The organism is Corynebacterium sp. P4-C1, assembly GCF_030503595.1.
GTDB lineage: Bacteria > Actinomycetota > Actinomycetes > Mycobacteriales > Mycobacteriaceae > Corynebacterium.
Window position 1 is genome coordinate 879,200 of the sequence record NZ_CP129966.1, and the last position, 20,636, is coordinate 899,835.

General features: G+C 64.0%; 20 protein-coding genes and 2 pseudogenes. 13 read left to right on the forward strand and 9 right to left on the reverse strand.

Annotation, left to right across the window (positions count from 1 at the left end):
- The first annotated feature begins 196 nt into the window (after positions 1-196).
- From QYR03_RS04150 to QYR03_RS04160, 3 genes and pseudogenes are all read left to right on the forward strand, one after another.
- Positions 197-766, forward strand: a complete 570-nt coding sequence (locus QYR03_RS04150) for a CueP family metal-binding protein (protein ID WP_301712991.1) — start codon at positions 197-199, stop codon at positions 764-766.
- Positions 767-836: 70 nt separating this feature from the next.
- Positions 837-2,317: pseudogene (locus QYR03_RS04155) on the forward strand (multicopper oxidase family protein).
- Between the two features lie 26 nt (positions 2,318-2,343).
- Positions 2,344-2,601, forward strand: a complete 258-nt coding sequence (locus QYR03_RS04160) for a hypothetical protein (RefSeq protein WP_301713500.1) — start codon at positions 2,344-2,346, stop codon at positions 2,599-2,601.
- 174 nt (positions 2,602-2,775) lie between these two features.
- On the opposite strand, the pseudogene QYR03_RS04165 reads toward QYR03_RS04160, so the two are convergent.
- From QYR03_RS04165 to QYR03_RS04180, 4 genes and pseudogenes are all read right to left on the reverse strand, one after another.
- Positions 2,776-3,159: pseudogene (locus QYR03_RS04165) on the reverse strand (recombinase family protein).
- 113 nt (positions 3,160-3,272) lie between these two features.
- Complete coding sequence (gene ychF / locus QYR03_RS04170) at positions 3,273-4,361, reverse strand: redox-regulated ATPase YchF (RefSeq protein WP_301978886.1); 1,089 nt, start codon at positions 4,359-4,361, stop codon at positions 3,273-3,275.
- A gap of 86 nt (positions 4,362-4,447) precedes the next feature.
- Positions 4,448-4,774 (reverse strand): hypothetical protein, encoded by a 327-nt coding sequence (locus QYR03_RS04175; RefSeq protein WP_301713532.1) that lies wholly within the window; start codon positions 4,772-4,774, stop codon positions 4,448-4,450.
- Entirely contained in the window at positions 4,695-5,678 is a 984-nt protein-coding gene (locus QYR03_RS04180; protein ID WP_367620406.1) for a metallophosphoesterase, read from the reverse strand. The genes QYR03_RS04175 and QYR03_RS04180 overlap by 80 nt, the downstream gene beginning before the upstream one ends.
- On the opposite strand from QYR03_RS04180, the gene QYR03_RS04185 reads away from it, so the two are divergent.
- The 4 genes from QYR03_RS04185 to QYR03_RS04200 all read left to right on the forward strand — a co-directional run bounded on the left by QYR03_RS04185 (position 5,564) and on the right by QYR03_RS04200 (position 9,572).
- Complete coding sequence (locus QYR03_RS04185; protein WP_301713533.1) at positions 5,564-5,938, forward strand: hypothetical protein; 375 nt, start codon at positions 5,564-5,566, stop codon at positions 5,936-5,938. The genes QYR03_RS04180 and QYR03_RS04185 overlap by 115 nt on opposite strands.
- A gap of 381 nt (positions 5,939-6,319) precedes the next feature.
- Positions 6,320-7,690 (forward strand): AI-2E family transporter, encoded by a 1,371-nt coding sequence (locus QYR03_RS04190; protein ID WP_301713535.1) that lies wholly within the window; start codon positions 6,320-6,322, stop codon positions 7,688-7,690.
- Between the two features lie 21 nt (positions 7,691-7,711).
- Entirely contained in the window at positions 7,712-8,833 is a 1,122-nt protein-coding gene (locus QYR03_RS04195) for a DNA recombination protein RmuC (protein ID WP_301978888.1), read from the forward strand.
- 52 nt (positions 8,834-8,885) lie between these two features.
- Positions 8,886-9,572, forward strand: a complete 687-nt coding sequence (locus QYR03_RS04200) for a DUF6542 domain-containing protein (protein WP_301713549.1) — start codon at positions 8,886-8,888, stop codon at positions 9,570-9,572.
- Positions 9,573-9,588: 16 nt separating this feature from the next.
- Here the strand turns inward: QYR03_RS04200 and QYR03_RS04205 are convergent, their stop codons facing one another.
- Positions 9,589-10,548 (reverse strand): 4-hydroxy-3-methylbut-2-enyl diphosphate reductase, encoded by a 960-nt coding sequence (locus QYR03_RS04205; protein WP_301713548.1) that lies wholly within the window; start codon positions 10,546-10,548, stop codon positions 9,589-9,591.
- Between the two features lie 77 nt (positions 10,549-10,625).
- Between QYR03_RS04205 and xseA the strand changes: the two genes are divergently transcribed.
- The gene (gene xseA, locus QYR03_RS04210) at positions 10,626-11,873 is read left to right on the forward strand and encodes an exodeoxyribonuclease VII large subunit (RefSeq protein WP_301713547.1); all 1,248 of its coding nucleotides are present in this window, start codon (positions 10,626-10,628) and stop codon (positions 11,871-11,873) included.
- Positions 11,874-11,908: 35 nt separating this feature from the next.
- Entirely contained in the window at positions 11,909-12,175 is a 267-nt protein-coding gene (locus QYR03_RS04215; protein WP_259851300.1) for an exodeoxyribonuclease VII small subunit, read from the forward strand.
- A 78-nt stretch (positions 12,176-12,253) separates the two neighbouring features.
- Here the strand turns inward: QYR03_RS04215 and QYR03_RS04220 are convergent, their stop codons facing one another.
- The gene (locus QYR03_RS04220; RefSeq protein WP_259851299.1) at positions 12,254-12,832 is read right to left on the reverse strand and encodes a DUF4245 domain-containing protein; all 579 of its coding nucleotides are present in this window, start codon (positions 12,830-12,832) and stop codon (positions 12,254-12,256) included.
- Between the two features lie 164 nt (positions 12,833-12,996).
- Here QYR03_RS04220 and glpX point away from each other — a divergent pair, with 164 nt between their 5' ends.
- From glpX to QYR03_RS04240, 4 genes are all read left to right on the forward strand, one after another.
- Positions 12,997-14,004 (forward strand): class II fructose-bisphosphatase, encoded by a 1,008-nt coding sequence (glpX, locus tag QYR03_RS04225; RefSeq protein ID WP_301713546.1) that lies wholly within the window; start codon positions 12,997-12,999, stop codon positions 14,002-14,004.
- A 107-nt stretch (positions 14,005-14,111) separates the two neighbouring features.
- Complete coding sequence (locus QYR03_RS04230; protein ID WP_259851297.1) at positions 14,112-15,509, forward strand: class II fumarate hydratase; 1,398 nt, start codon at positions 14,112-14,114, stop codon at positions 15,507-15,509.
- Between the two features lie 166 nt (positions 15,510-15,675).
- A complete protein-coding gene (locus QYR03_RS04235) occupies positions 15,676-16,287 on the forward strand; it encodes a TetR/AcrR family transcriptional regulator (RefSeq protein WP_301978892.1) in 612 nt (203 codons plus the stop codon).
- The gene (locus QYR03_RS04240; RefSeq protein ID WP_301713120.1) at positions 16,281-17,828 is read left to right on the forward strand and encodes an MDR family MFS transporter; all 1,548 of its coding nucleotides are present in this window, start codon (positions 16,281-16,283) and stop codon (positions 17,826-17,828) included. The genes QYR03_RS04235 and QYR03_RS04240 overlap by 7 nt, the downstream gene beginning before the upstream one ends.
- Positions 17,829-17,872: 44 nt before the next feature.
- Here QYR03_RS04240 and QYR03_RS04245 read toward each other — a convergent pair whose 3' ends face one another.
- From QYR03_RS04245 to QYR03_RS04255, 3 genes are all read right to left on the reverse strand, one after another.
- On the reverse strand, positions 17,873-18,481 hold the full coding sequence (locus QYR03_RS04245; protein WP_301713119.1) for a GNAT family N-acetyltransferase: 609 nt from the start codon (positions 18,479-18,481) through the stop codon (positions 17,873-17,875).
- Positions 18,482-18,526: 45 nt separating this feature from the next.
- Positions 18,527-19,855, reverse strand: coding sequence for a PhoH family protein (locus QYR03_RS04250; protein ID WP_301713118.1), 1,329 nt, complete (start codon positions 19,853-19,855; stop codon positions 18,527-18,529).
- Positions 19,856-20,056: 201 nt separating this feature from the next.
- Complete coding sequence (locus QYR03_RS04255; protein WP_301713117.1) at positions 20,057-20,602, reverse strand: LGFP repeat-containing protein; 546 nt, start codon at positions 20,600-20,602, stop codon at positions 20,057-20,059.
- Positions 20,603-20,636: the final 34 nt, after the last annotated feature.

The following is a 20,636-nucleotide window of genomic DNA, read 5'->3' on the forward strand; positions in this document are numbered from 1 at the left end:
GACATCGCCCACGGCTGTGGGGTGGTGCCCCGGTTGTGACCCAGCCCACCGAATTCACCCCCTTTTTCCCCTGCTATAAGGCTATGAGCAGGGTTTTTGATTTCTAGTCCGTCAGGCACCCGTGCTAGATAAAGGTATGGCATCGACCTTGAGGCGGTGTCTTCTCACGGTCCTACCACGATCCAAGGAGATTGACGTGAAACGAGCAGCGATCGCAGCCTCCGCCCTCGCCCTCACGGGGTGTTCGGCCGCCGACCCGGAACCCACCGCCGACGGGACGGAGTCCCAGGACACATTCCTGACTACCCATGGCCTGGCCGCCATGGACGCGGTGGAGATCATTGATCACCTCGACCGGCAGAAGGTCACTGAGCGTCCCACGGATCTGATCGCCTCCGTGCGTGCCAATGAACTGCTGCTCTCCAGCGAAGACCAGGAAGTCGTGGTCGATCTTCCCGACAATCAGACGTATGTCTCGATCGCACCCTATCTCACCTCCACCCACGACTGCTTCTACCACAGCCTCACGACCTGCCTGGGGGAACTCGACAATGAGGATATCCACGTCACGATCACCGATGAGGCGACCGGTGAGGTGCTGGTGGACGAGGCAACAACCACCTTCGACAACGGATTTATTGGCTTCTGGCTTCCCGATGATGCCACCGGCCTGATTGAGGTCAGCTACCAGGGGCGTACCGGCACCACCGAGTTTTCCACCACCGACGACGGTGCCACCTGTGTCACAAACCTGCACCTGACGTGATGACTCAGCAGGATCCTCACCTGCGCCTGTCTCCCGCATCACTGAAATCTTGCACCAAGGAAGGTAAATCATGACAAACGCGTTTTCCCGACGACAGTTGCTGCTCGGCGGGCTCGTCCTCGCCGGCACCGGCGCCGTGGCCGCCTGCACCAGCGACCCTGGACCCGCTGCCTCGGCACCAGGTCCCTCCCTTCGCCCCACTCCCACCCCCACTGCGCTCGGTGAGCCGACGGTGCGCCGGACATTGACCGCCCGGCCCCTGTCTCTGGATATCGGCGGCATCGAAGCCAAGACGTGGGGATACGTCTCTGACACCGGGGATGCGGCCATTGAGGCCACCGCCGGCGACGTCCTCCAGGTCGATATCACCAATGAACTGCCTGAGAGCACCTCCATCCACTGGCATGGCATCGCACTCCACAACGCAGCCGACGGTGTGCCCGGCATGACCCAGGACCCCATTGAACCTGGCGAATCTTTCTCCTATGTTTTTGAAGTCCCCCACGGTGGCACCTACTTCTACCATTCCCACTCCGGCCTGCAGCTTGATCGCGGCCTCCACGCCCCTCTGATCGTCCGTGACCCGCAAGACGCTGAGGACCAGGACGTCGAGTGGACCATCGTGCTCGACGACTGGGTCGATGGCATTCAGGGCACTCCCGACGATGAGCTCGACAAGCTCACCGGAATGGGTTCGGGCGACCATAACGGGAAGAAGGGGATGGGAGGTCACGGCCAGATGACGCACGGCACCCCGGACCGGGTACTGGGCGGGGATGCCGGCGATGTGATGTATCCGCACTACCTCATCAACGGACGTATCCCCCGTGCTCACCGGACCTTCGAGGCTCGCCCGGGCGACAAGGCCCGCCTGCGGTTTATCAACTCCGGCGGTGACACCATCTTCAAGGTGGCCCTCGGTGGTCACCGCATGACCGTCACCCACACCGACGGCTTCCCCGTCCAGCCCTGGGAGACCGAATCGATCTACCTGTCGATGGGCGAGCGTGTCGACGTCGAGGTCATCCTCGGCGACGGCATCTTCCCGCTCACGGCTTTGGCGGTGGGTAAGGACGACCGCGCCTTCGCCGTCATCCGCACCGCCGGCGGCCAGGCCCCCGCCCCGATGTCGACTTCCCCGAGTTGTCGTCCACCGGACTGCTTCTGTCCTCCCTGAAGCCAGCAGACCGTGCACTCCTGCCCGAGGGCACACCAGACCGAGAAGTCAGCATCGACCTGGGCGGGCAGATGATGCCGTATGAATGGAGCATTCTCACCGACGGTCAATCCTCCTCCGCGACCGTCCAGGAGAGCCAGCGCCTGCGGATGGTCATGCGCAACAGGACCATGATGCCCCATCCCATGCACATCCACGGCCACACGTGGGCGCTGCCCGGCAGCGGCGGGCTACGCAAGGACACCGTCCTTCTCCGCCACGGTGAAACCATGATCGCCGACCTGATCGCTGACAACCCCGGTGAGTGGGCATTTCACTGCCATAACGCCTATCACATGGCAACCGGGATGCTCACCTCGCTTCGCTACGAGTAACCCCCACAGCAGGGTTGAGTGCCGAGGTGGGCAGAGTCGCTGCAGACCACCCACCGCGCAGCACGATGATCTTCCTCGGTGTTGTGGTCTTCCGAGACAACCAGAACACCGTCTTCTTCCCCACCGCCCCGGAATATGGAAATCTAATCCATGCCGAGCACACCCTCGCAGAGCCGCCCATCGCGGTTGCCGCGGTGCTCACCGCCGTGACCCTGGTGGCCTGTTCCTCAGGCGACGGCGAAACGCCGTCGCCGTCGGGGGCACCTTCCAGTTCCACTCACTAGGAGGCCAAACCGAGATTATCTACGCAGAGGAGGAACGTGTCCCGCTGCCGGACTTCTCCGACCCGTCGCTGATGGAGGAGGGTCTACCTGTCACCGGTGATGGACCTGTTCGACCGTTCAATCGTTGCCCACACCGTGGCTACATCGCCGACGATAGCGTTGACCGCCGAATCCTTAGCTCAGGCGATTAAAACGTGTGCGCCTGAACCTGGGTGGATGATGCACACCGATCAACCTAGCCTCTTTACACTCGACTTCACTGCGTGCTACGGCCGCCTTGATGCGCGCGAACATCCGGCCTCCGTCAGTACGGAGGTCCCCATCACCATTCGCGGTAACAAGCTTCAACCCGTGCTCTTCCGCTCTGTCGATCCACTCGATCTGCGCCGGCTGTCGTGTTAGACGATCCAAGTCCTAGAAAATAATCGCGCCTAGCTCGCCTCGCTTAAGACCAGCGACCATCGCGTCGTAGTCGGGACGTTCCACGTCTTTCTTAGAGGCCGAGATCGACTGATTCCCATAGGTGTGTACGACCGTCCAGCCACGCTGCTTTGCAATGGCTTTACAGTCTTCTCACTGACGCTCGATGGCAAGACCGTCCATGGCAGCATCGAGCGAGATGCGAAGGTAAATGGCAGCACGTGTTGTCACACGACTAGCACTTGCTCGCCTTAGGTTACGTTGAACTTGAACTCGACGACATCACCATCAGCCATGACGTAGTCCTTGCCCTCCTGGCGGACCTTGCCGTTCGCGCGGGCTTCGGCCATTGAGCCGAGCTCGTCGAGGTCGTCGAAGGCGACGACTTCGGCCTTGATGAAACCCTTCTCAAAGTCGGTGTGGATGACACCGGCAGCCTTGGGTGCGGTGTCGCCCTTGTGAATGGTCCAGGCGCGGGACTCCTTGGGGCCGGCGGTGAGGTAGGTCTGGAGGCCGAGGGTTTCGAAGCCGGCGCGGGCGAGCGTCGATAAGCCGGGCTCGTCTTGGCCCACAGCGGCGAGGAGCTCTGCGGCGTCCTCTTCCTCGAGCTCGAGAAGCTCGGTCTCCGTCTGGGCATCGAGGAAGACGGCCTCGGCGGGAGCGACGAGCTCACGCAGCTCCGCTTTCTTGGCGTCGTCGGTGAGGACGCCCTCGTCGGAGTTGAACACGTAGAGGAAGGGCTTCGCCGTCATCAGGTGCAGGTCGCGCAGCAGGGAGAGGTCGATCTCACCGGCCTTGGACGCTGCGAAGAGAGTTGTGTCGTTCTCCAGCACCTCCTGCGCCTTCTTGGCCTCCTCAGCCTGCGCGGCGGTGTCCTTGTCCTTGCGGCCGTCCTTCTCCAAGCGCGGCAGGGCCTTCTCAATGGTCTGGAGGTCGGCGAGGATCAGCTCGGTGTTGATGACCGAAATGTCGTTGGCCGGGTCGACCTTGCCATCGACGTGAATGACATTGTCGTCGGAGAATGCGCGCACAACCTGGCAGATCGCGTCAGCCTCGCGGATATTGGCGAGGAAGGCGTTGCCCATGCCCTCGCCCTCGGAAGCACCTTTCACGATGCCGGCGATGTCCACGAACGACACCGTCGCAGGAAGGATCTCGGCGGACCCGAAAATCTCCGCGAGGCGGTCGAGGCGCTTGTCCGGCAGCGGCACCAGGCCGACATTCGGCTCGATGGTGGCGAACGGGTAGTTGGCCGCCAGGACCTCGTTACGGGTCAACGCGTTGAACAAGGTGGATTTGCCCACGTTGGGCAGACCGACGATTCCAAGAGTAAGGCTCACGGTGGCCAATGATAACGCACGCCCTGGCCACCCAGAGCGAGGGGCGGACGGGGCGTGGGAGTCGGGCTGTGTTCAGTCTTCGCGTTCTACAGCTGAATACCGAACTGCGCCGCGAGATCGCGCAGCTGCGGCACCTGTGCGGCAGCGTTGCGCAGCTGCGGCACCTGTGCGGCAGCGTTGCGCAGCTGCGGCGCAGCCAACGCCGCACCGCCGATCAGGCCGAGCAGCACTGCAACACCGATGCCGATGCCGATGGCAGTTCCGTTGGTCGAGGACGCCTTGTTGGCACCGGCACTGCCGTTGTCGCTCGAGGAGCTGCCGGACGAAGCGGGGTCATCCCCCGCGCCCGGCTTGACGGTGCCCGGCTTGGGGCGGTCGGTGTTGGTCTTGTCGAGGGGTGAATTCGTCGACAAGCGAATTATCCGCGACGTTGAACGTGCTCATGGTCAGCTTGTCCTTGGTCACGTCGACGACGGCATAGTCCGGGGTCTTGTCCTGGCGCCAGATCGCGATCTCCTTGGCCTGCAGGTCCGTCCCCTCGGTCTGGGAGCGGTCGGTGTACTCGGGGTGCTTGGTGCCGTCTGCGCTGTGGAAGTCGTAGTACTTGCCGCCGCCGGCAGTCGTGATGGTGTCATACATGACCTCCCCCGCCTTCGGCTTCAGCACGTCGCCCGGCTCGGGGCGCGCCTCCGGGACGGTCGGTGTCAGGCCGTTGATGAGGTGCGTGCGGTTGTACATATGGTCGTGGCCAGACATGACCATATCCACGCCCGCATCCGAGAACACCGGCGCGAGGCCCTCGCGGAGCTTCTTCACATCCGCGTCCGTCGTGCCGTGCGAGCCCTGCGTGTACGGCGCGTGGTGCATGACGGCGATGATCCAATCCTTGCCGCCGCCGTGCTGTGCGACAGTGTTGCGTACGAAGTCGGCGTGGTTGCGGATATCGGCGCTGCTGCTCTGATTGGAGTCGAGCACGACGAACAGCGCGTTATTGCGCTCGAAGAAGTAGTTGGCGCTGGCGCCCTGCTGGTTCGGGAAGTTGCGGTGCTCGTCGAAGTGCTTATCCGGTGCGTAGGTCTCGTGGTTGCCCTTGGACATCGCGACCGGGTAGCGCTTCGGTTCGTCGGCGGAGAAGAAGGCTTCCCACTGTGTGACCGGATCGCCCCAGCCTTCGACCTGGTCGCCAGAGTGCAGGACGAAGGATGAATCGGGGCGGGCGCAGTGGTGGCCTTCACTGCGGAGCGCCGCGCCTCTGCCTGGTCGCTCACGCGCAGATCGACGCCGATCTGGGCGTCGGAAAAATCGAGGAAGGACCAGTTATCACCGGTGGTCTGCACACGGAAGGTCTGCGCGCTTTCCGGCTGGCCCGCCGGGTAGTACTTCACGTACTCCGCGCCGCGGAAATCGGTGCGCCAGGAGAAATTCATGTCCGTGGAGGTGGCACCGACACCGATGTGGCTGACGGCACCAGGGCCGGCGACGAAGGAGGACTGCGCGGCGGCATCTGGGACAGCAGCGGCGGAGAAGGCCACCGCCAGCGTTGTGGTCGCGGTGGTGCAGCGGAAAGTCATTCGTAGTCTTCTAGCTGTTCTAAATGCGGAAATTGGAAATCATGTCGCGGATCTGCGGTTGGAAATGAACCGCGCCAGCAGCAGATTCCAGTCGCATCTCATGCTTCGTTTCCAAGGGGTTCAGGAAGCTTTGGAAGGGAAAAGACAGGGGCCACTGCGTCCGAGCGCAAGAATGTAATACGGGTCACGTTGGGTCGCTCGTCGAAAAGCGATGCGCGAACCCGTGGCTCCTGGCAAGCGTATTAAGGCACAATAGTGCGCGTGAGTTCTGCACTGAATGGCCCGGATTCGGGCAAGGATCCCGCCGCCGACGGCAGTGCGCGCGATGCGCAGGCGCTGGCCGAGGAAGTCAAAGCGTCGGACGCGAAGTCCGCCGGGTCCCGCGCCGTGCACGAGTACGGCAACCGCGTCGACCGCTCCGTGATCGTGAACTCGTGGCTGAAGAACATGGCGCAGTTCTCCCTGCGCATGCTCATCATCGTGGTGCTGCTCGGCGCGGCGTTCTACTTGGTGGGCAAATTCTGGGCGGGCGTGCTGCCCGTTGTTCTGGCGTTGATCGTGTGCACGGTGCTGTCCCCCATCACGAATTTCATGCGCCGGCACAAAGTCCCCAGCGGGCTGGCGGCGATGATGTCGCTGCTCGTGTTCTTCGGCGTGCTGGTCTTCTTCGTGGCCATCATCCTTCCGGACATCCTGCGCAATTCGCGCGTCCTTGTCATTCAGGCCGGGCAGGGTGTGCAGGGGTTGCAGTTGTGGCTCCAGAACCAGGAGTCGCTGCCGTTCGACGTGGACGCGGAGCAGGTGGACAGCATCGTCCAGGACATCGCGACATGGATGCAGAACAAGGCCGGGGCGATCGCCGGCGGCATCTTCAGCGGCATCAGCACGGCCACATCGATGTCGATCACGCTCGTCGTGGTCGTGGTCCTGACCTTCTTCTTCCTCAAGGACGGCCCGAAATTCCTGCCGTGGGTCCGCAGCGCCACCGGCGGCCGCGCGGGCCTGCACGCGACGGAGCTGCTCACGCGCACATGGGACACGCTCGGCGGGTACGTCCGGGCACAAGCGCTCGTTTCGCTTATCGACGCCGTCTGCATCGGCTTCGGCATCTACCTCGTCGGAGTCCCGATGGCGTTCACCCTGGCCGTGATCACGTTCATGGCCGGGTTCATTCCCCTCGTGGGTGCGATAGTCGCCGGCGCACTCGCAGTGCTGATCGCGCTCGTCTCCCTCGGCTTTACCAAGGCACTGATTGTCCTAGCTATCGTCATCGGCGTGCAGCAGTTGGAGGGCAACATTCTCTCCCCGCTGCTCCAGTCCCGCGCGATGAACCTGCACCCAGTGATCGTGCTGGTCTCCGTCACTGTCGGCGGCGGTCTCTTCGGCCTCGTCGGCGCGTTCTTGGCAGTCCCCGTCGCTGCCACCGTGGCCGTGGTCTTCCGTTACGCCCAGGACATCTTGCGCCTCCACGCCGGCGAAGTCAGCGCCAGCGACCTGACTTTCTCCACCGATGTCGGTCGCGCACTCGCCGAAGCCGAAGAGCGCGAGAGCAACGACGCCCGCGACGAACTCATGTCCCAGCACCCGTGGACTCCGCCCGCCGTCGAGGAGGAGACGAACGTCGCCCCTGAACCGCGCACGGCCCCCGGCTCGACCCTGGTCAAGCAGGTACGCGCGATCAATCTCCGGCCGCGCAAGGAATGGAAGATCGAAAATTTGTTCGGCTCGCGCAAGGATGGCGGGGACGACGTGTCCTAGGCGTGTGCAAAGGTGAGGGGCATGAGCACCCCCACTGCTATCGCCCTCTTCGTTGTCGTCGCAATCCTCGCTTTTCTGGCCGGGGCATTCGTCGGTGCCGCCTACCAGTCGGTCAGGCAGGAGCAGCGCCGCCCCGCCCAACCCCCGGCGGCCCCCGATACCGGGCAGCAGCGGGAACTGGACCGCCTCGGCCACACCATGGAGCAGCTCTCCGCCCAGCTGCGGGAAATGGACGAGGACCGTGCCGTGGCCTATTCAGCGCTGGCAGGGCAGGTGCAGGCAGTCACGAGAGCATCGGCACGCCTCGGCGACCGGACCGACCAACTCGTCGCCGCGCTGCGCTCCCCCAACACCCGCGGACGATGGGGCGAGATGCAGCTCGAGCGCGTCGTGGAACTCGGCGGAATGACCCGGTACTGCGATTTCGATGTCCAAGCCACCGCGTCAATCGACGGGCAGATGGTGCGCCCCGACATGGTGATCCGGCTCAGCCGCGGCCGCAACATCGTCGTCGACGCGAAAGTCCCCTTCGGCGCCTACCTCGACGCGCTCAGCACCGAGGACCCGGAGGAGAAACAGGGCTACCTGCGCCGGCACAGCCACCTGGTGCGGAGCCATGTGGCGACGTTGGCGTCGAAAAGCTATGTGGAGGCGTTCTCCCCCACCCCGGAATTCGTCGTGATGTTCATGCCCGCGGACCCGTTCCTCGACGCCGCGCTCGAGCAGGACCCGGAGCTGCTCGACTTCGCCTTCGACCGCGGGGTTGTGCTGGCAACGCCCACCACACTCTTCGCGCTGCTGCGCACCGTCGGCCTCGGCTGGCAGCAGGAAACCGCCGCCGAAAAAGCCCACGAAGTCCAGCGCCTCGGCGCGCAGCTGTACACGCGGCTGGGCACGATGGCCGAGCATTACAACCGTCTCGGCACCTCCCTCGACAAAGCGGTGGAGGCGTTCAACGCCACCCTTGGGTCCATGGACTCGCGTGTCATGGTCACAGCGCGTCGGTTAAAGGACCTGGATGTTCCCGCGCATTCCTCCTCCGCACCCACGACTTTGAACCCGGTGTCCACGCGCACACGCACCGCCGTCCCCGGCCCCGAGCACGATTCGGCTGGCGCACTCCCCGAAGAAAAATGGGGGTAGACCCGCCGAGTGAAAGCAAAGCGGGCAATGCTGGCGGGTAATATATTTCACCGTGTCTCATGCTTCCCCCCGCTCGTCGTCCACGTCTGCATCGACGCTGACCGGCTTCTCCACGGGTTCCAGCATCGGCATCATCATCGCCGCTCTCGTGACCGGCGGGCTGATCAGCCTGTACAACGAAGCAGTCGGCTTGCCGTTCCTCGTGCTCTTCGCGCTGGCGGCCATCGTCGTGGCCACCTTCGTCAACCCGAAGGGCCTGTTCGTCACAGTGGCGTCGATCCCGCTGCTGTTCACTTTTTTCCTGCTGGTGACTGGCACGCTGATCGCGTACTTCCAGCTGCCTGACGGGCAGTCGTCGCTGAGCAAGGCGTCGGCACTGCTGATCTTGTACCCGCTGACCCAGTATTTCCCGGTGCTGCTCTTCGTCGCGTTGGGCACTCTGCTCATCGCCCTGTTGCGGTACCGACTGCTAAAGAAACAGAACGAGGACATTCTCGCCCGTGAGGAACGCCAGCGCCGCAGCGTCAGCGCCACCAACCGGCGCACCCACCGCGAAGCGTCCCGTTCACGGAGGCGCAGTACTTCCGGCTCCGGCACGGGCGCCCGCGCCGGCGATGACACCGACACGAAAGTCACTGTCCAAGAGCTCCTCGCCCGCCGCGCGGAGCGCCAAAAGGCTGCCAGCGAGAGCCAGCGCGGAACGAGCCGCAAGCTCAGCGACGACCTCTACGAGTCCTGAGACACCGCCCTGAGCCTTAGGCCTTGGTACGCGGCGCACGCAGGTCGCGCGGCAGGGCGAACGTGATCGTCTCCGTGGTAGTGGTCACCTGCTCGACATTGCTGAAGCCGCGCTCGTCTAGGTACTCGACGACCTCGCGCACGAGGATCTCCGGGACGGACGCGCCGGAGGTGACACCGACGGTGGTGACGCCCTCGAGCCAGGACTCCTCGATCTGGTTGGCGTAGTCGACGAGGTAGGCGGCATCGGCGCCGTTCTGCAGCGCGACCTCGACGAGGCGCTTGGAGTTCGACGAGTTCTGGGAACCGACCACGATCATCAACTCGACGCGCTCGGCGATCGCCTTCACGGCGACCTGGCGGTTCTGGGTGGCGTAGCAGATGTCGTCGCTCGGCGGGTTCTCCAAGTTCGGGTACTTCTCGCGCAGGCGGGTGACGATCTCCATAGTCTCGTCGACCGACAGCGTGGTCTGCGACAGCCACACGAGCTTCTGGTCCGCCGGGAAGTCCGGCGCGGACTCGACACCTTCGACGCCGTCGACGAGGTGGACCACATCCGGGGCCTCGCCCGCGGTTCCCTCGACCTCCTCGTGGCCCTCGTGGCCGACGAGCAGGATGTGGTAGCCGTCGCGGGCGAAACGCTTGACCTCGTTGTGCACCTTGGTCACAAGGGGGCACGACGCGTCGAGAGCCATGAGGTTGCGCTGCTGCGCGGATTCGCGCACGGCCGGGGAAACGCCGTGGGCGGAGAACACCACATGCGCGCCCTCAGGCACCTCGTCGGTCTCCTCGACGAAGATCACGCCGCGCTTCGACAAGGTCTCGACAACGTATTTGTTGTGGACGATTTCCTTGCGGACGTAGATGGGAGCGCCGTATTTCTCCAGCGCCTTCTCTACAGTCTCGACTGCGCGGTCAACGCCGGCACAGTATCCGCGGGGTGCTGCGAGGAGGAGGTTTTTCACAGTGGTGGACATGGAACCAAGGGTAATGGAAACGCAGTCTAAAAGGTAAGCTGGCTTGCTCGAGCGAGTTGAGAAAGGGGGCGCTAGCTTTGTCAGGACAACCACCGAAGAGCACACCGGAAACTCCGTGGTCGGTCTCGCAGGTCAACCAGACAGTCAAGCAATGGATCGAAAGGCTGGGCTGGCTGTGGATCGAGGGGCAGCTCACGCAGGTCAACATCAAGCCGACGTGGAAGCTGTCGTATTTGACGTTGCGCGACACCCAGGAGCAGATGAGCCTGCAGCTCACCGCGTCGACGGAGTTGCTCCGCAGCATGCCGACGCAGCTGAAAGACGGCGACCATGTAGTGGTGCGCGGCAAGCCCGCGTTCTACGCTGGCCGCGGATCGTTCTCGATGTGGGTCACGGAAATCCGCCACGTGGGCGAAGGCGAGCTGCTAGCCAAGATTGAACAGTTGCGGAAGATGCTCGCGGCGGAAGGGCTTTTCGACGTCTCCCGCAAGCGACCCCTGCCCTACCTGCCCACCAAGGTCGGCCTGATCACCGGCCGCGGTTCCGCCGCCGAGCGGGATGTCCTCTCCGTGGCTAAAGACCGCTGGCCGGCGGTCGACTTCCGCGTCATCAACACCGCCGTCCAGGGGGCCAACGCCGTCCCGGAAGTCATCGATGCGCTCAAGCTTCTCGACGCCGACCCAGACGTCGACGTCATCATCATTGCCCGCGGCGGCGGCTCGGTGGAGGACCTCCTGCCCTTCTCCGAGGAAGCCCTCCAGCGCGCCGTGTCCGCCGCACAGACCCCTGTGGTCTCCGCGATCGGCCACGAACCCGATAACCCCGTGCTGGACAATGTCGCCGACCTGCGCGCCGCCACCCCGACGGATGCCGCCAAGCGCGTCGTCCCCGATGTCGCCGCCGAGCTCGAACTCCTCTCCGAGGCCCGCTCTCGCATGGCCGCCGCCTTGCGCGGGTGGGTGCACCGCGAGCGTGAAGGCTTGCGCCAAGTGCGTTCCCGGCCTGTGATGGCGAATCCGCTCACCCCGATCGAGCAGCGCCGAGAGGAACTCGACCGCGCACGGGCGTCCATCCGCCGCGACATCACCCGGCTCGTGGCCGTCGAACAGTCCGAGGTCCGCGGTCTCCGCGCCCAGGTCTCCGCCCTTGGCCCGTCCGCGACTCTCGCCCGCGGCTACGCCGTCGTCCAGGTCCAGCCCCGCGACGGCACCGAGGCCCAGGTGGTCACCAGCATCGAGCAGGCGCCACCGGGATCCCAACTGCGTATCCGCGTCGGCGACGGCTCCATCACCGCCGCCGGAATGTCCACCACACCCGCCGAATAACCACCAGCAAGAACCGAAACACCAGGAGAAACACCATGGCAGAGAACACCTACGGACAAGGCACTCCCAACGACGACGCATTCCCCGACCCCGAAACCCTCACCTACGAGCAAGCGCGCGACGAGCTCGTCGAGACGGTCAAGATTCTCGAGCTCGGCCAAATGAGCCTCGACGAATCCCTCAAATACTGGGAGCGCGGCGAAGCCCTCGCCAAGCGCTGCGAAGTGCTTCTCGACGGCGCCCAGAAGCGCGTCGAGACCGCACTCGGCGCCGGTGAGGCCAGTGGCGGTGAGGAAGAATAGCCCGACCCTCACGGCTCCCCGCCTCACGCTTGGCGTTTCACGCCTAACGCCTGCTGCTTGACGCCTGGCGTTTCACGCCTAAGTCGCCGGCAGCGGCTCCGTGGCGACCGTCGTCGCGAGCAGCTCGCGGAACTCGTCCTCCCTTGCTTCGCCCTTCACCAGAAGGCGCACATCCCCCAGATCGACGACCCACACATCGCGGACATCGGCTTCAGGCGACGAGTAGATGGTGGCCTCGAGGCTCTGGGCATCGTCGATAAGCGCGGTGCCCGTCTTCTCGCGGGGCGAGGAATCGACGCGTTCGACGGCAGTCTCGACATCCGCGCCGGTCTGCGTGAGCTGCAGGTAGCCCTCCTTTGGGGTCACCCACCCCACGACGGGTGCCGGGTCCTCGCCGACCGTCGTGCGGCGCGCCGAGTTGTTCACCCAGCCCTCCGGCATCCGCGGGAAACGCACCGGGAATTTCACCGCGCGCGCCTCCATTCCCATGAACGTGGCACCGTCCACCTCTTGGACTGGGCCGTTTTCCGGGCGCCCCGGATTGAAACTGCACATGCCAGTGAAGCCGACTGCGCCGACCATCAGCAGGACAATGACGATGACGTTGATGGTCATGTCCTTGCCGTCCTGGAAAATCCGGGGTTTCTCCTTAGCCACGCCTGCCAGTATGGCATGCCGCGCCCCCGGCCCAGAAATACGCCCAACGCCCCCGAACAGGTGAGAAACCAGGCATGCCCTCCCCCTGAAGGTGCCAGAATGGGTGGGAAGGTGTCATGATTTTCACCGACGTACCACCCCCACCACTGCCCCAGGAGGCGCACATGTCCAACTCCGTTGAAGCTCCGGACCGCAATCTCGCGATGGAACTCGTTCGCGTGACGGAGGCCGCGGCGCTCGCGTCCGGCCGCTGGGTCGGCCGCGGCAAGAAGAACGAGGGCGACGGCGCCGCGGTCGACGCAATGCGCAAGATGATCAACTCCGTCACCATGGACGGCGTCATCGTCATCGGCGAAGGCGAGAAAGACGAAGCGCCGATGCTCTTCAACGGCGAGCAGGTCGGCAACGGCCAAGGCGCCGCACTCGACCTCGCGGTCGACCCGGTCGACGGCACACGCCTGATGGCTGAGGGCCGCCCCAACTCCATCTCCGTCATCGCCGCTGCCGAGCGCGGCACGATGTTCGACCCGAGAGACGCCTTCTACATGAACAAGATCGCCGTGGGCCCCGAGTCCGCGGGCAAGATCGACATCACCGCCCCTGTCGCCCACAACATCCAGGCCGTGGCGAAGGCAAAGGGCGTCGACACGCGCGATGTCACCGTCGTCGTCCTCGACCGCCCCCGCCACTCCCAGCTTGTCTCCGAGATCCGCGAGGCCGGCGCGAAAGTCCGCTTCATCATGGACGGCGATGTCGCCGGCGCCATCGCGGCCGCCCGCAACAACAACTCCATTGACTTGGCGATGGGCGTCGGCGGCACCCCCGAAGGCGTCATCACGGCCTGCGCCCTGAAGTGCCTCGAGGGCGAAATCCAGGGCATGCTCGCCCCACAGTCCGACGAGGAGCGCGAGAAGGTCCTGGCCGCCGGTCACGACCTCGACCGAGTGCTCGGCATTAACGACCTGGTCAGCTCCGACAACTGCTTTTTCGCCGCCACCGGCGTGACCAACGGCGACATGCTCCGCGGCGTGTCCTACCGCGCCAGCGGCGCCACCACTCGATCGCTGGCCATGCGTTCCAAGTCGGGCACGGTGCGTCTCGTCGAGTCGCAGCACCAGCTGTCCAAGCTGCGAGAATACTCGGTCATCGACTACTCCTCCCCGATCGACTAAACGCACCACCTCAAACCGGGGGCATCATCCGGTCATCCCCGCACTCCACGACCCCCGGTTGGGGCATAATCGCGGGTGGATAAGCACGATCAAAGCAAAGGAAGATAATGGCTGATCAGGAATACCGCATCGAGCACGACACCATGGGTGAAGTGAAGGTCCCGGCACAGGCGCTGTGGCGCGCGCAGACCCAGCGCGCAGTGGAGAACTTCCCCATCTCCGGCCGTGGACTCGAGGCACAGCAGATCCGAGCGCTCGGCCTGCTCAAGGCCGCCTGCGCGACGGTGAACAAGGAATCCGGCGCCCTCGACGCGACTAAAGCCGACGCCATCATCGCCGCCGCGAAGGAAATCGCCGACGGCAAGCACAACAACGAGTTCCCGATCGACGTTTTCCAGACCGGTTCCGGCACCTCATCGAACATGAACACCAACGAGGTCATCGCGTCCATCGCGAAGAATAACGGCGTCGAGGTCCACCCGAACGACGACGTCAACATGGGCCAGTCCTCCAACGACACCTTCCCGACCGCGACGCACGTCGCCGCCACCGAGGCCGCCGTCAACGACCTCATCCCGGGCCTGAAGGTCCTGCAGGAGTCCCTGGAGAAGAAGGCGGACGAGTGGAAGGACGTGGTCAAGTCCGGCCGCACCCACCTCATGGACGCCGTCCCGGTGACACTGGGCCAGGAGTTCTCCGGCTACGCACGCCAGATCGAGCTCGGCATCGCCCGCGCCGAGTCCTCACTGCCCCGCCTGGGTGAGCTGCCGATCGGCGGCACGGCCGTGGGCACCGGCCTCAACACCCCGGCCGACTTCGGTGCCAAGGTCACCGAGGAGCTCAAGAAGCTCACCGGCGTCAACGAACTCACCGAGGCAGGCAACCACTTCGAGGCCCAGGCCAACCGCGACGGCCTCGTCGAGTTCTCCGGCGCAATGCGCACGGTAGCCGTCTCCCTATACAAGATCGCCAACGACATTCGTCTCATGGGTTCCGGCCCGCTGACCGGCTTCGCCGAGATCCACCTCCCGGATCTCCAGCCGGGCTCGTCCATCATGCCGGGCAAGGTCAACCCGGTCCTGTGCGAGACCGCAACGCAGGTCTCCGCCCAGGTCATCGGTAACGATGCCGCCGTCGCGTTCTCCGGCACGCAGGGCCAGTTCGAGCTCAACGTGTTCATCCCGGTCATGGCCCGCAATGTTCTCGAGTCTTCGCGTCTGCTCGCGAACACGGCACGCCAGTTCGCCACCAAACTTGTCGACGGCATCGAGCCCAACGTCGAGCGCATGAAGACCCTCGCCGAGTCCTCCCCCTCGATCGTGACCCCGCTGAACTCCGCGATCGGTTACGAGAACGCCGCCAAGGTCGCCAAGACGGCCCTGAAGGAAGGCAAGACCATCCGCCAGACCGTCATCGATCTCGGCTTCATCGGCGACGACCTGACCGAGGAAGAGCTGGACCGCCGCCTCAACGTCCTCGACATGGCCAACACCGACCGCAACTAGAGCGGTGACCTGAGCTAGCAAAGCCGGCACGGCAGGCACAGCGAGCTCGCCGCACTAGCTCCACCCGGGACCCTGGCAGGCCTTCTGCCAGGGTCTTTTTGGTGCGCGGCGAACGTCGATAAGCGCGATCTTGCGAATTCTTGCACTGGGTGTAATCTTGCTGCTCGTGGAACGCGAGAAAAAGCGGAGGGAAACCCGCGCAAGGATCGTGGAAAGCGCGACGGAACTCGTCGAAAAGCACGGCTTCGACAACGTCACCGTCGAGGACATCTGCGCACAAGCCGGAATCTCCCGGCGGACATTCTTCAACTACATGGACAGCAAAGACGAGGCAGTCCTCGGGCCCGCGCCTCTGACTGTCACCGACGACGCGCTGCGGCGCATCGCCGTGACGCAAGCCGACAACCTCGTCGAGCTGATCATCTCGGAGACCAGCTTGCCCGACGCAGAGAACTTCGACTTCGCCGGCATTGAACGCCGCCGCGCCATTTTCGCCACCAACTCATCCTTGGCAAGCCTCGCTCTCGCGCGCCGCCGCACCACCCTGACCGCTATCGGCGGGGCACTGGAAGAACACTTCGAGCGCTTCCCCTCCGACCGTCTCGCCCCCGACCACCCCGCCCACGCCGAAATTCAGGCGATCATCGAAATCGTCCAGAGCGCCGTGAGCACCACCGCTTTCAACCCCGAATTTTCCGATCCCGACCGCGACGCGCGTGACAACGTGCGCGGCGCCGCAGTCTTCATCACCGACATCGCAAGGAGACTCGAATGGTAGATACCCCACGGCAACAACACACAGCCCCCAACGTCGGGCTCGTCTTCACGGCGCTGCTCATCACCATGCTGATGAGCTCGCTCGGCCAGATGATCTTCTCCTCGGCGTTGCCAACCATCGTCGGCGAACTCGGCGGCGTTGAGCACATGAGCTGGGTGATTTCCGCGTTCATGGTCACCATGACCATCGCTCTTCCCATTTACGGCAAGCTTGGCGACGGCCTCGGCCGCAAGTGGTTCTACGTCTCCGGCATCGTCTTCTTCGTCATCGGCTCCGCTCTCGGCGGCTTCGCACAGACCATGACGATGCTCATCATCGGCCGCGCTGTCCAGGGCTTCGGTGCCGGCGCCATGATGATCAACTCCCAGGCAATCATCGCCGAGGTCGTTCCCGCCCGCGAGCGCGGCAAATACATGGGCGTGATGGGAGCCGTCTTCGGCATCTCCTCCGTCCTCGGCCCCGTCCTAGGCGGCTGGTTCACCGACGGCCCGGGCTGGCGTTGGGGGCTGTGGATGAATATCCCGCTGGGCATCCTCGCCATGACGGTAGCGTCGATCGTGCTCGACCTGTCCAAGGGCGACCGCGGCAATTTCCGCTTCGACTGGCCCGGTGCCGCTCTCATTGCGGTCGCGACCTCCACGCTCATCCTCGCCACCACATGGGGCGGCCTGCAGTACCCGTGGGGCTCGCCGCGCATCATCGGGCTGCTGGTCACGTCGGCAGTCGCCGCGGTCGTCTTCGTCGTCGTGGAGCTGCGCGCGAAGGATCCGCTCGTGCCGATGCACCTGTTCCGCAACCGCAACATGCTGCTGACCACGATCGCCAGCGTCGTCCTCGGAATTTCCATGACCGGCGTTATGGCCTACCTACCCACCTACCTGCAGATGGTCCACTCGATGACCCCGACCGAAGCCGGCTTGATGATGATCCCGATGGTCGGTGGCATGATCATCACCTCCATCGGCATCGGTGCCTTGATCAGCCGCACGGGTAGCTACAAGATCTTCCCCATTATCGGTCTCGGCATCGTCGCCGTCGGCTGCTACCTGCTCTCGCGCCTGACCGTCGACACCGACCTGTGGACGCTCGGCATCTACATCTTCGTCTACGGCTTCGGCCTCGGCATGGTGATGCAGGTGCTGGTCCTCATCGTCCAGAACTCGTTCCCGATCTCGGTCGTGGGCACCGCCACCGCCGCGAACAACTTCTTCCGCCAGATCGGCATGTCCGTCGGCGCATCCATTGTGGGCACCGTGTTCATCCACAACATGCAGAACAACATGGAAGAGCGTCTCCCGGTCGCGCTGGCGAAGCTCGGCCCGGAAGCCGCGAAATACGCGGAAGCCTTCAAAGAAGGCGCGTCCCAGTCAATGACACCAGGGTCGGTCAGCCAGTTGCCGCAGCCGCTTCACGACGCCATCGCCACCAGCTACAACGACGGTTTGACCCCCATCTTCCTGCTGCTCATCCCGCTCGTGATCATCTCTGCGCTGGTCTTGCTGCCCGTGCGCGAAGACACCTTGAAGGAAACGATCGAGTAGGCGGGATAGGTCGAGCAGGTGGAGCAGGCGGAGCGCCGGTGCTTCTAAGCGCCGGCTTCCCCGTCTGTGTCTGTGCCTGTGCCTATGACTGCGCCGCCGTCGCTTTCTTCGTCTGCCGCCACGGGCTTCTTGCCCGGCTTCGGCAGCAGCAGCTCGTAGATGTCTGTGTCACGCCACGTACCTGCGAGCTCGCCGTAGGTCATCTTGGCCATGTGGTGGTAGGTGCCCACCTTCACGAAGCCACGGGAGACGTGCAAGCCCGCCGAACCCTCGTTCTCCGGGAAGATCCACGAGTGGATGGACCACTTGTTCAAGTCCTTGCACGTCTCGATCAGTTTGTCCAGCAGCGCACCGGACACTCCGCGGCCGCGCGCATCCTCATGGATGTAGATCGAGTCCTCCACCACGCCGTGGAACACGGAACGGGTGGATGCCTGGGCGGCGGCGACCCAGCCGAGAACCTTGTCGTCGTCATCTGGCTCGACGGCGACGAACACGGTCTCGATGATCTTGTTGGTGGAAAAGTTCGCCCACGTCGGCCCTTCCGTCTCGTACGAGGCGTGGCCGGTTCCCAGCCCAGACTCGTAGATCGCGCGGACCTGCGGGTAGTCCTCAGGGCGGATCGGGCGGATCGTGAAATCGCGATTCGACATGGCGACCATCGTACAACCGCCCTCTCTTCCCTGTGAATTAGCTGCTTAGGCGTGGTCCTCGAGCAGATCCGTGACCAGCTCGGCGATCGGCGAACGCTCCGAGCGCGTCAGGGTGACATGCGCGAACAGGTCCTGCCCCTTCAGCTTCTCAATCACGGCCTGCACACCATCATGGCGGCCGACGCGCAGATTGTCGCGCTGGGCGACATCGTGGGTGAGTACCACGCGGGAACCGCGTCCCAGACGCGACAGAACTGTCAGCAGCACATTGCGCTCCAGCGACTGCGCCTCGTCGACGATGACGAAGGCGTCGTGGAGGCTGCGGCCGCGGATGTGCGTCAGCGGCAGCACTTCGAGCAGGTCCCGGGCTGCGACTTCCTCAAGAACGTTGTCGGAGACAACGCCCTCCAAGGTGTCGTAGACGGCCTGCGACCAGGGATTCATCTTCTCCATCTCATCGCCCGGAAGGTAGCCCAAGTTCTGCCCTCCCACCGCATACAGCGGGCGGAAGACGATGATGCGCTTGTGCTCCCCGCGCTCCAGCACGGACTCCAGGCCCGCGCAGAGTGCCAACGCCGACTTGCCGGTGCCGGCGCGGCCGCCGATAGACACGATGCCGACCTTGTCGTCGAGAAGCAGGTCGAGCGCGACCCGCTGCTCCGCGCTCCGGCCCGAGAGACCGAACGCGTCGGCATCGCCGCGGACGAGCTTCACCCCGCCACTCGGCGCAACACGCGCCAAAGCCGACTGCGAACCCGCATTGAGCGTCAACCCGCAATGCACCGGCAAATCGCCCGTGTCGACCGCCGCAAAGCCGGTGGCGTACAGCTCGTCGATCTCTTCCCCGGAGACCTCCAGCTCAGCCATTCCCGTGTAACCGGTCAGCACAACGTCCTGCGCACGGTACTCCTGTGCGGCCAGCCCCACAGCGCCCGCTTTCACACGCAGCGGCACATCCTTGGTCACCAGAACAGTGTCTTTGCCCTCCTGCATGAAGTTGTACGCGCAGGCGAGAATGCGGTTGTCGTTCTCCGGGCCGCGCAGGGCCACCGGCAGATTCGACTGGTCCTGGTGGTTGAGCTCCACGCGGACGGTGCCGCCGTCGACGTTGACCGGCATCGGTTCATCCAGCCGGTCGTAGTCGGAGCGCAGGTCTTCCAAAAAACGAAGAGCTTGGCGGGCGAACCAGCCAAGCTCTGGGTGATGACGTTTCTGCTCGAGTTCCGTGATGACCACGAGCGGGAGGATGACGTTGTGTTCCGCGAACTTCCTTAACGCCCACGGGTCGGACAACAGGACCGACGTGTCCAGCACATATGTCTTCAGTGCAGTTGGCGAGGTGAGTTGTTCGGGATTGCTTCCGGTGCTTTCCATTCGAGCGCCGGCAGTGTCAAGTTGGCTAACAGAAGGGTCAAACATGAACTTGCTCCCCTAGTGCGGTTGGTGGTAGCCAAGACCGTTCTTCGCGGTGCCTGGCACCCGCTACACTAAGGGAGCAAGGTTTAAATTACATCGATGTAAGGTTAACTTCCGTTAAACCCCATTCACATCGATCACTGCTGTTCACAGCGGTTCTTAGCTGATCTTGGCGCCGAACTCGCCGTTCTCCTCGAGCCACTCGATGGTGCCGTTCTCGAACTCCTGGATCCAGCCGTTGTCGTCGGAGCGCTTATCCTCGGCCTTCTTCGGCAGGCCGATCTCGTTCTTCAGTCCGCCGTCCTTCTTCCAGGTGTTGGCGATCTCGCCGACCAGCGGTACAGCACCCGCATCCTCGGAGTAGACAATGTTCTTGTCGGCGTCGTACTCGATGAGGGTCTTGCCGTCCTCGGTGGTCTCGACGTTGTACGGGTCGCCCCAGTTGCCCAGGCCGAGCTCCTCCGGAGCGTTAGCGGCGGCCGCCGGAACGACGACCTTCTCGCCGTCCTGGGTGGTCAGTTCGACGGTGTCGCCCTCTGCGCCAGCGGACTCGGAGCCCGAAGCGTCGGCGGTCTCGGAGGTGACGGTCTCGACGTTGGTTTCGGTGGCTTCGACCTCGGTGGTGTCGCCTTCGTCACTGGAGCAAGCGACCAGACCGGTGGTCAGTGCGAGTGCGGCAATGGATGCGCCAATCTTGCGGTTCATGAATTAATTAACCTTTCGATACACGTTCTTGAAC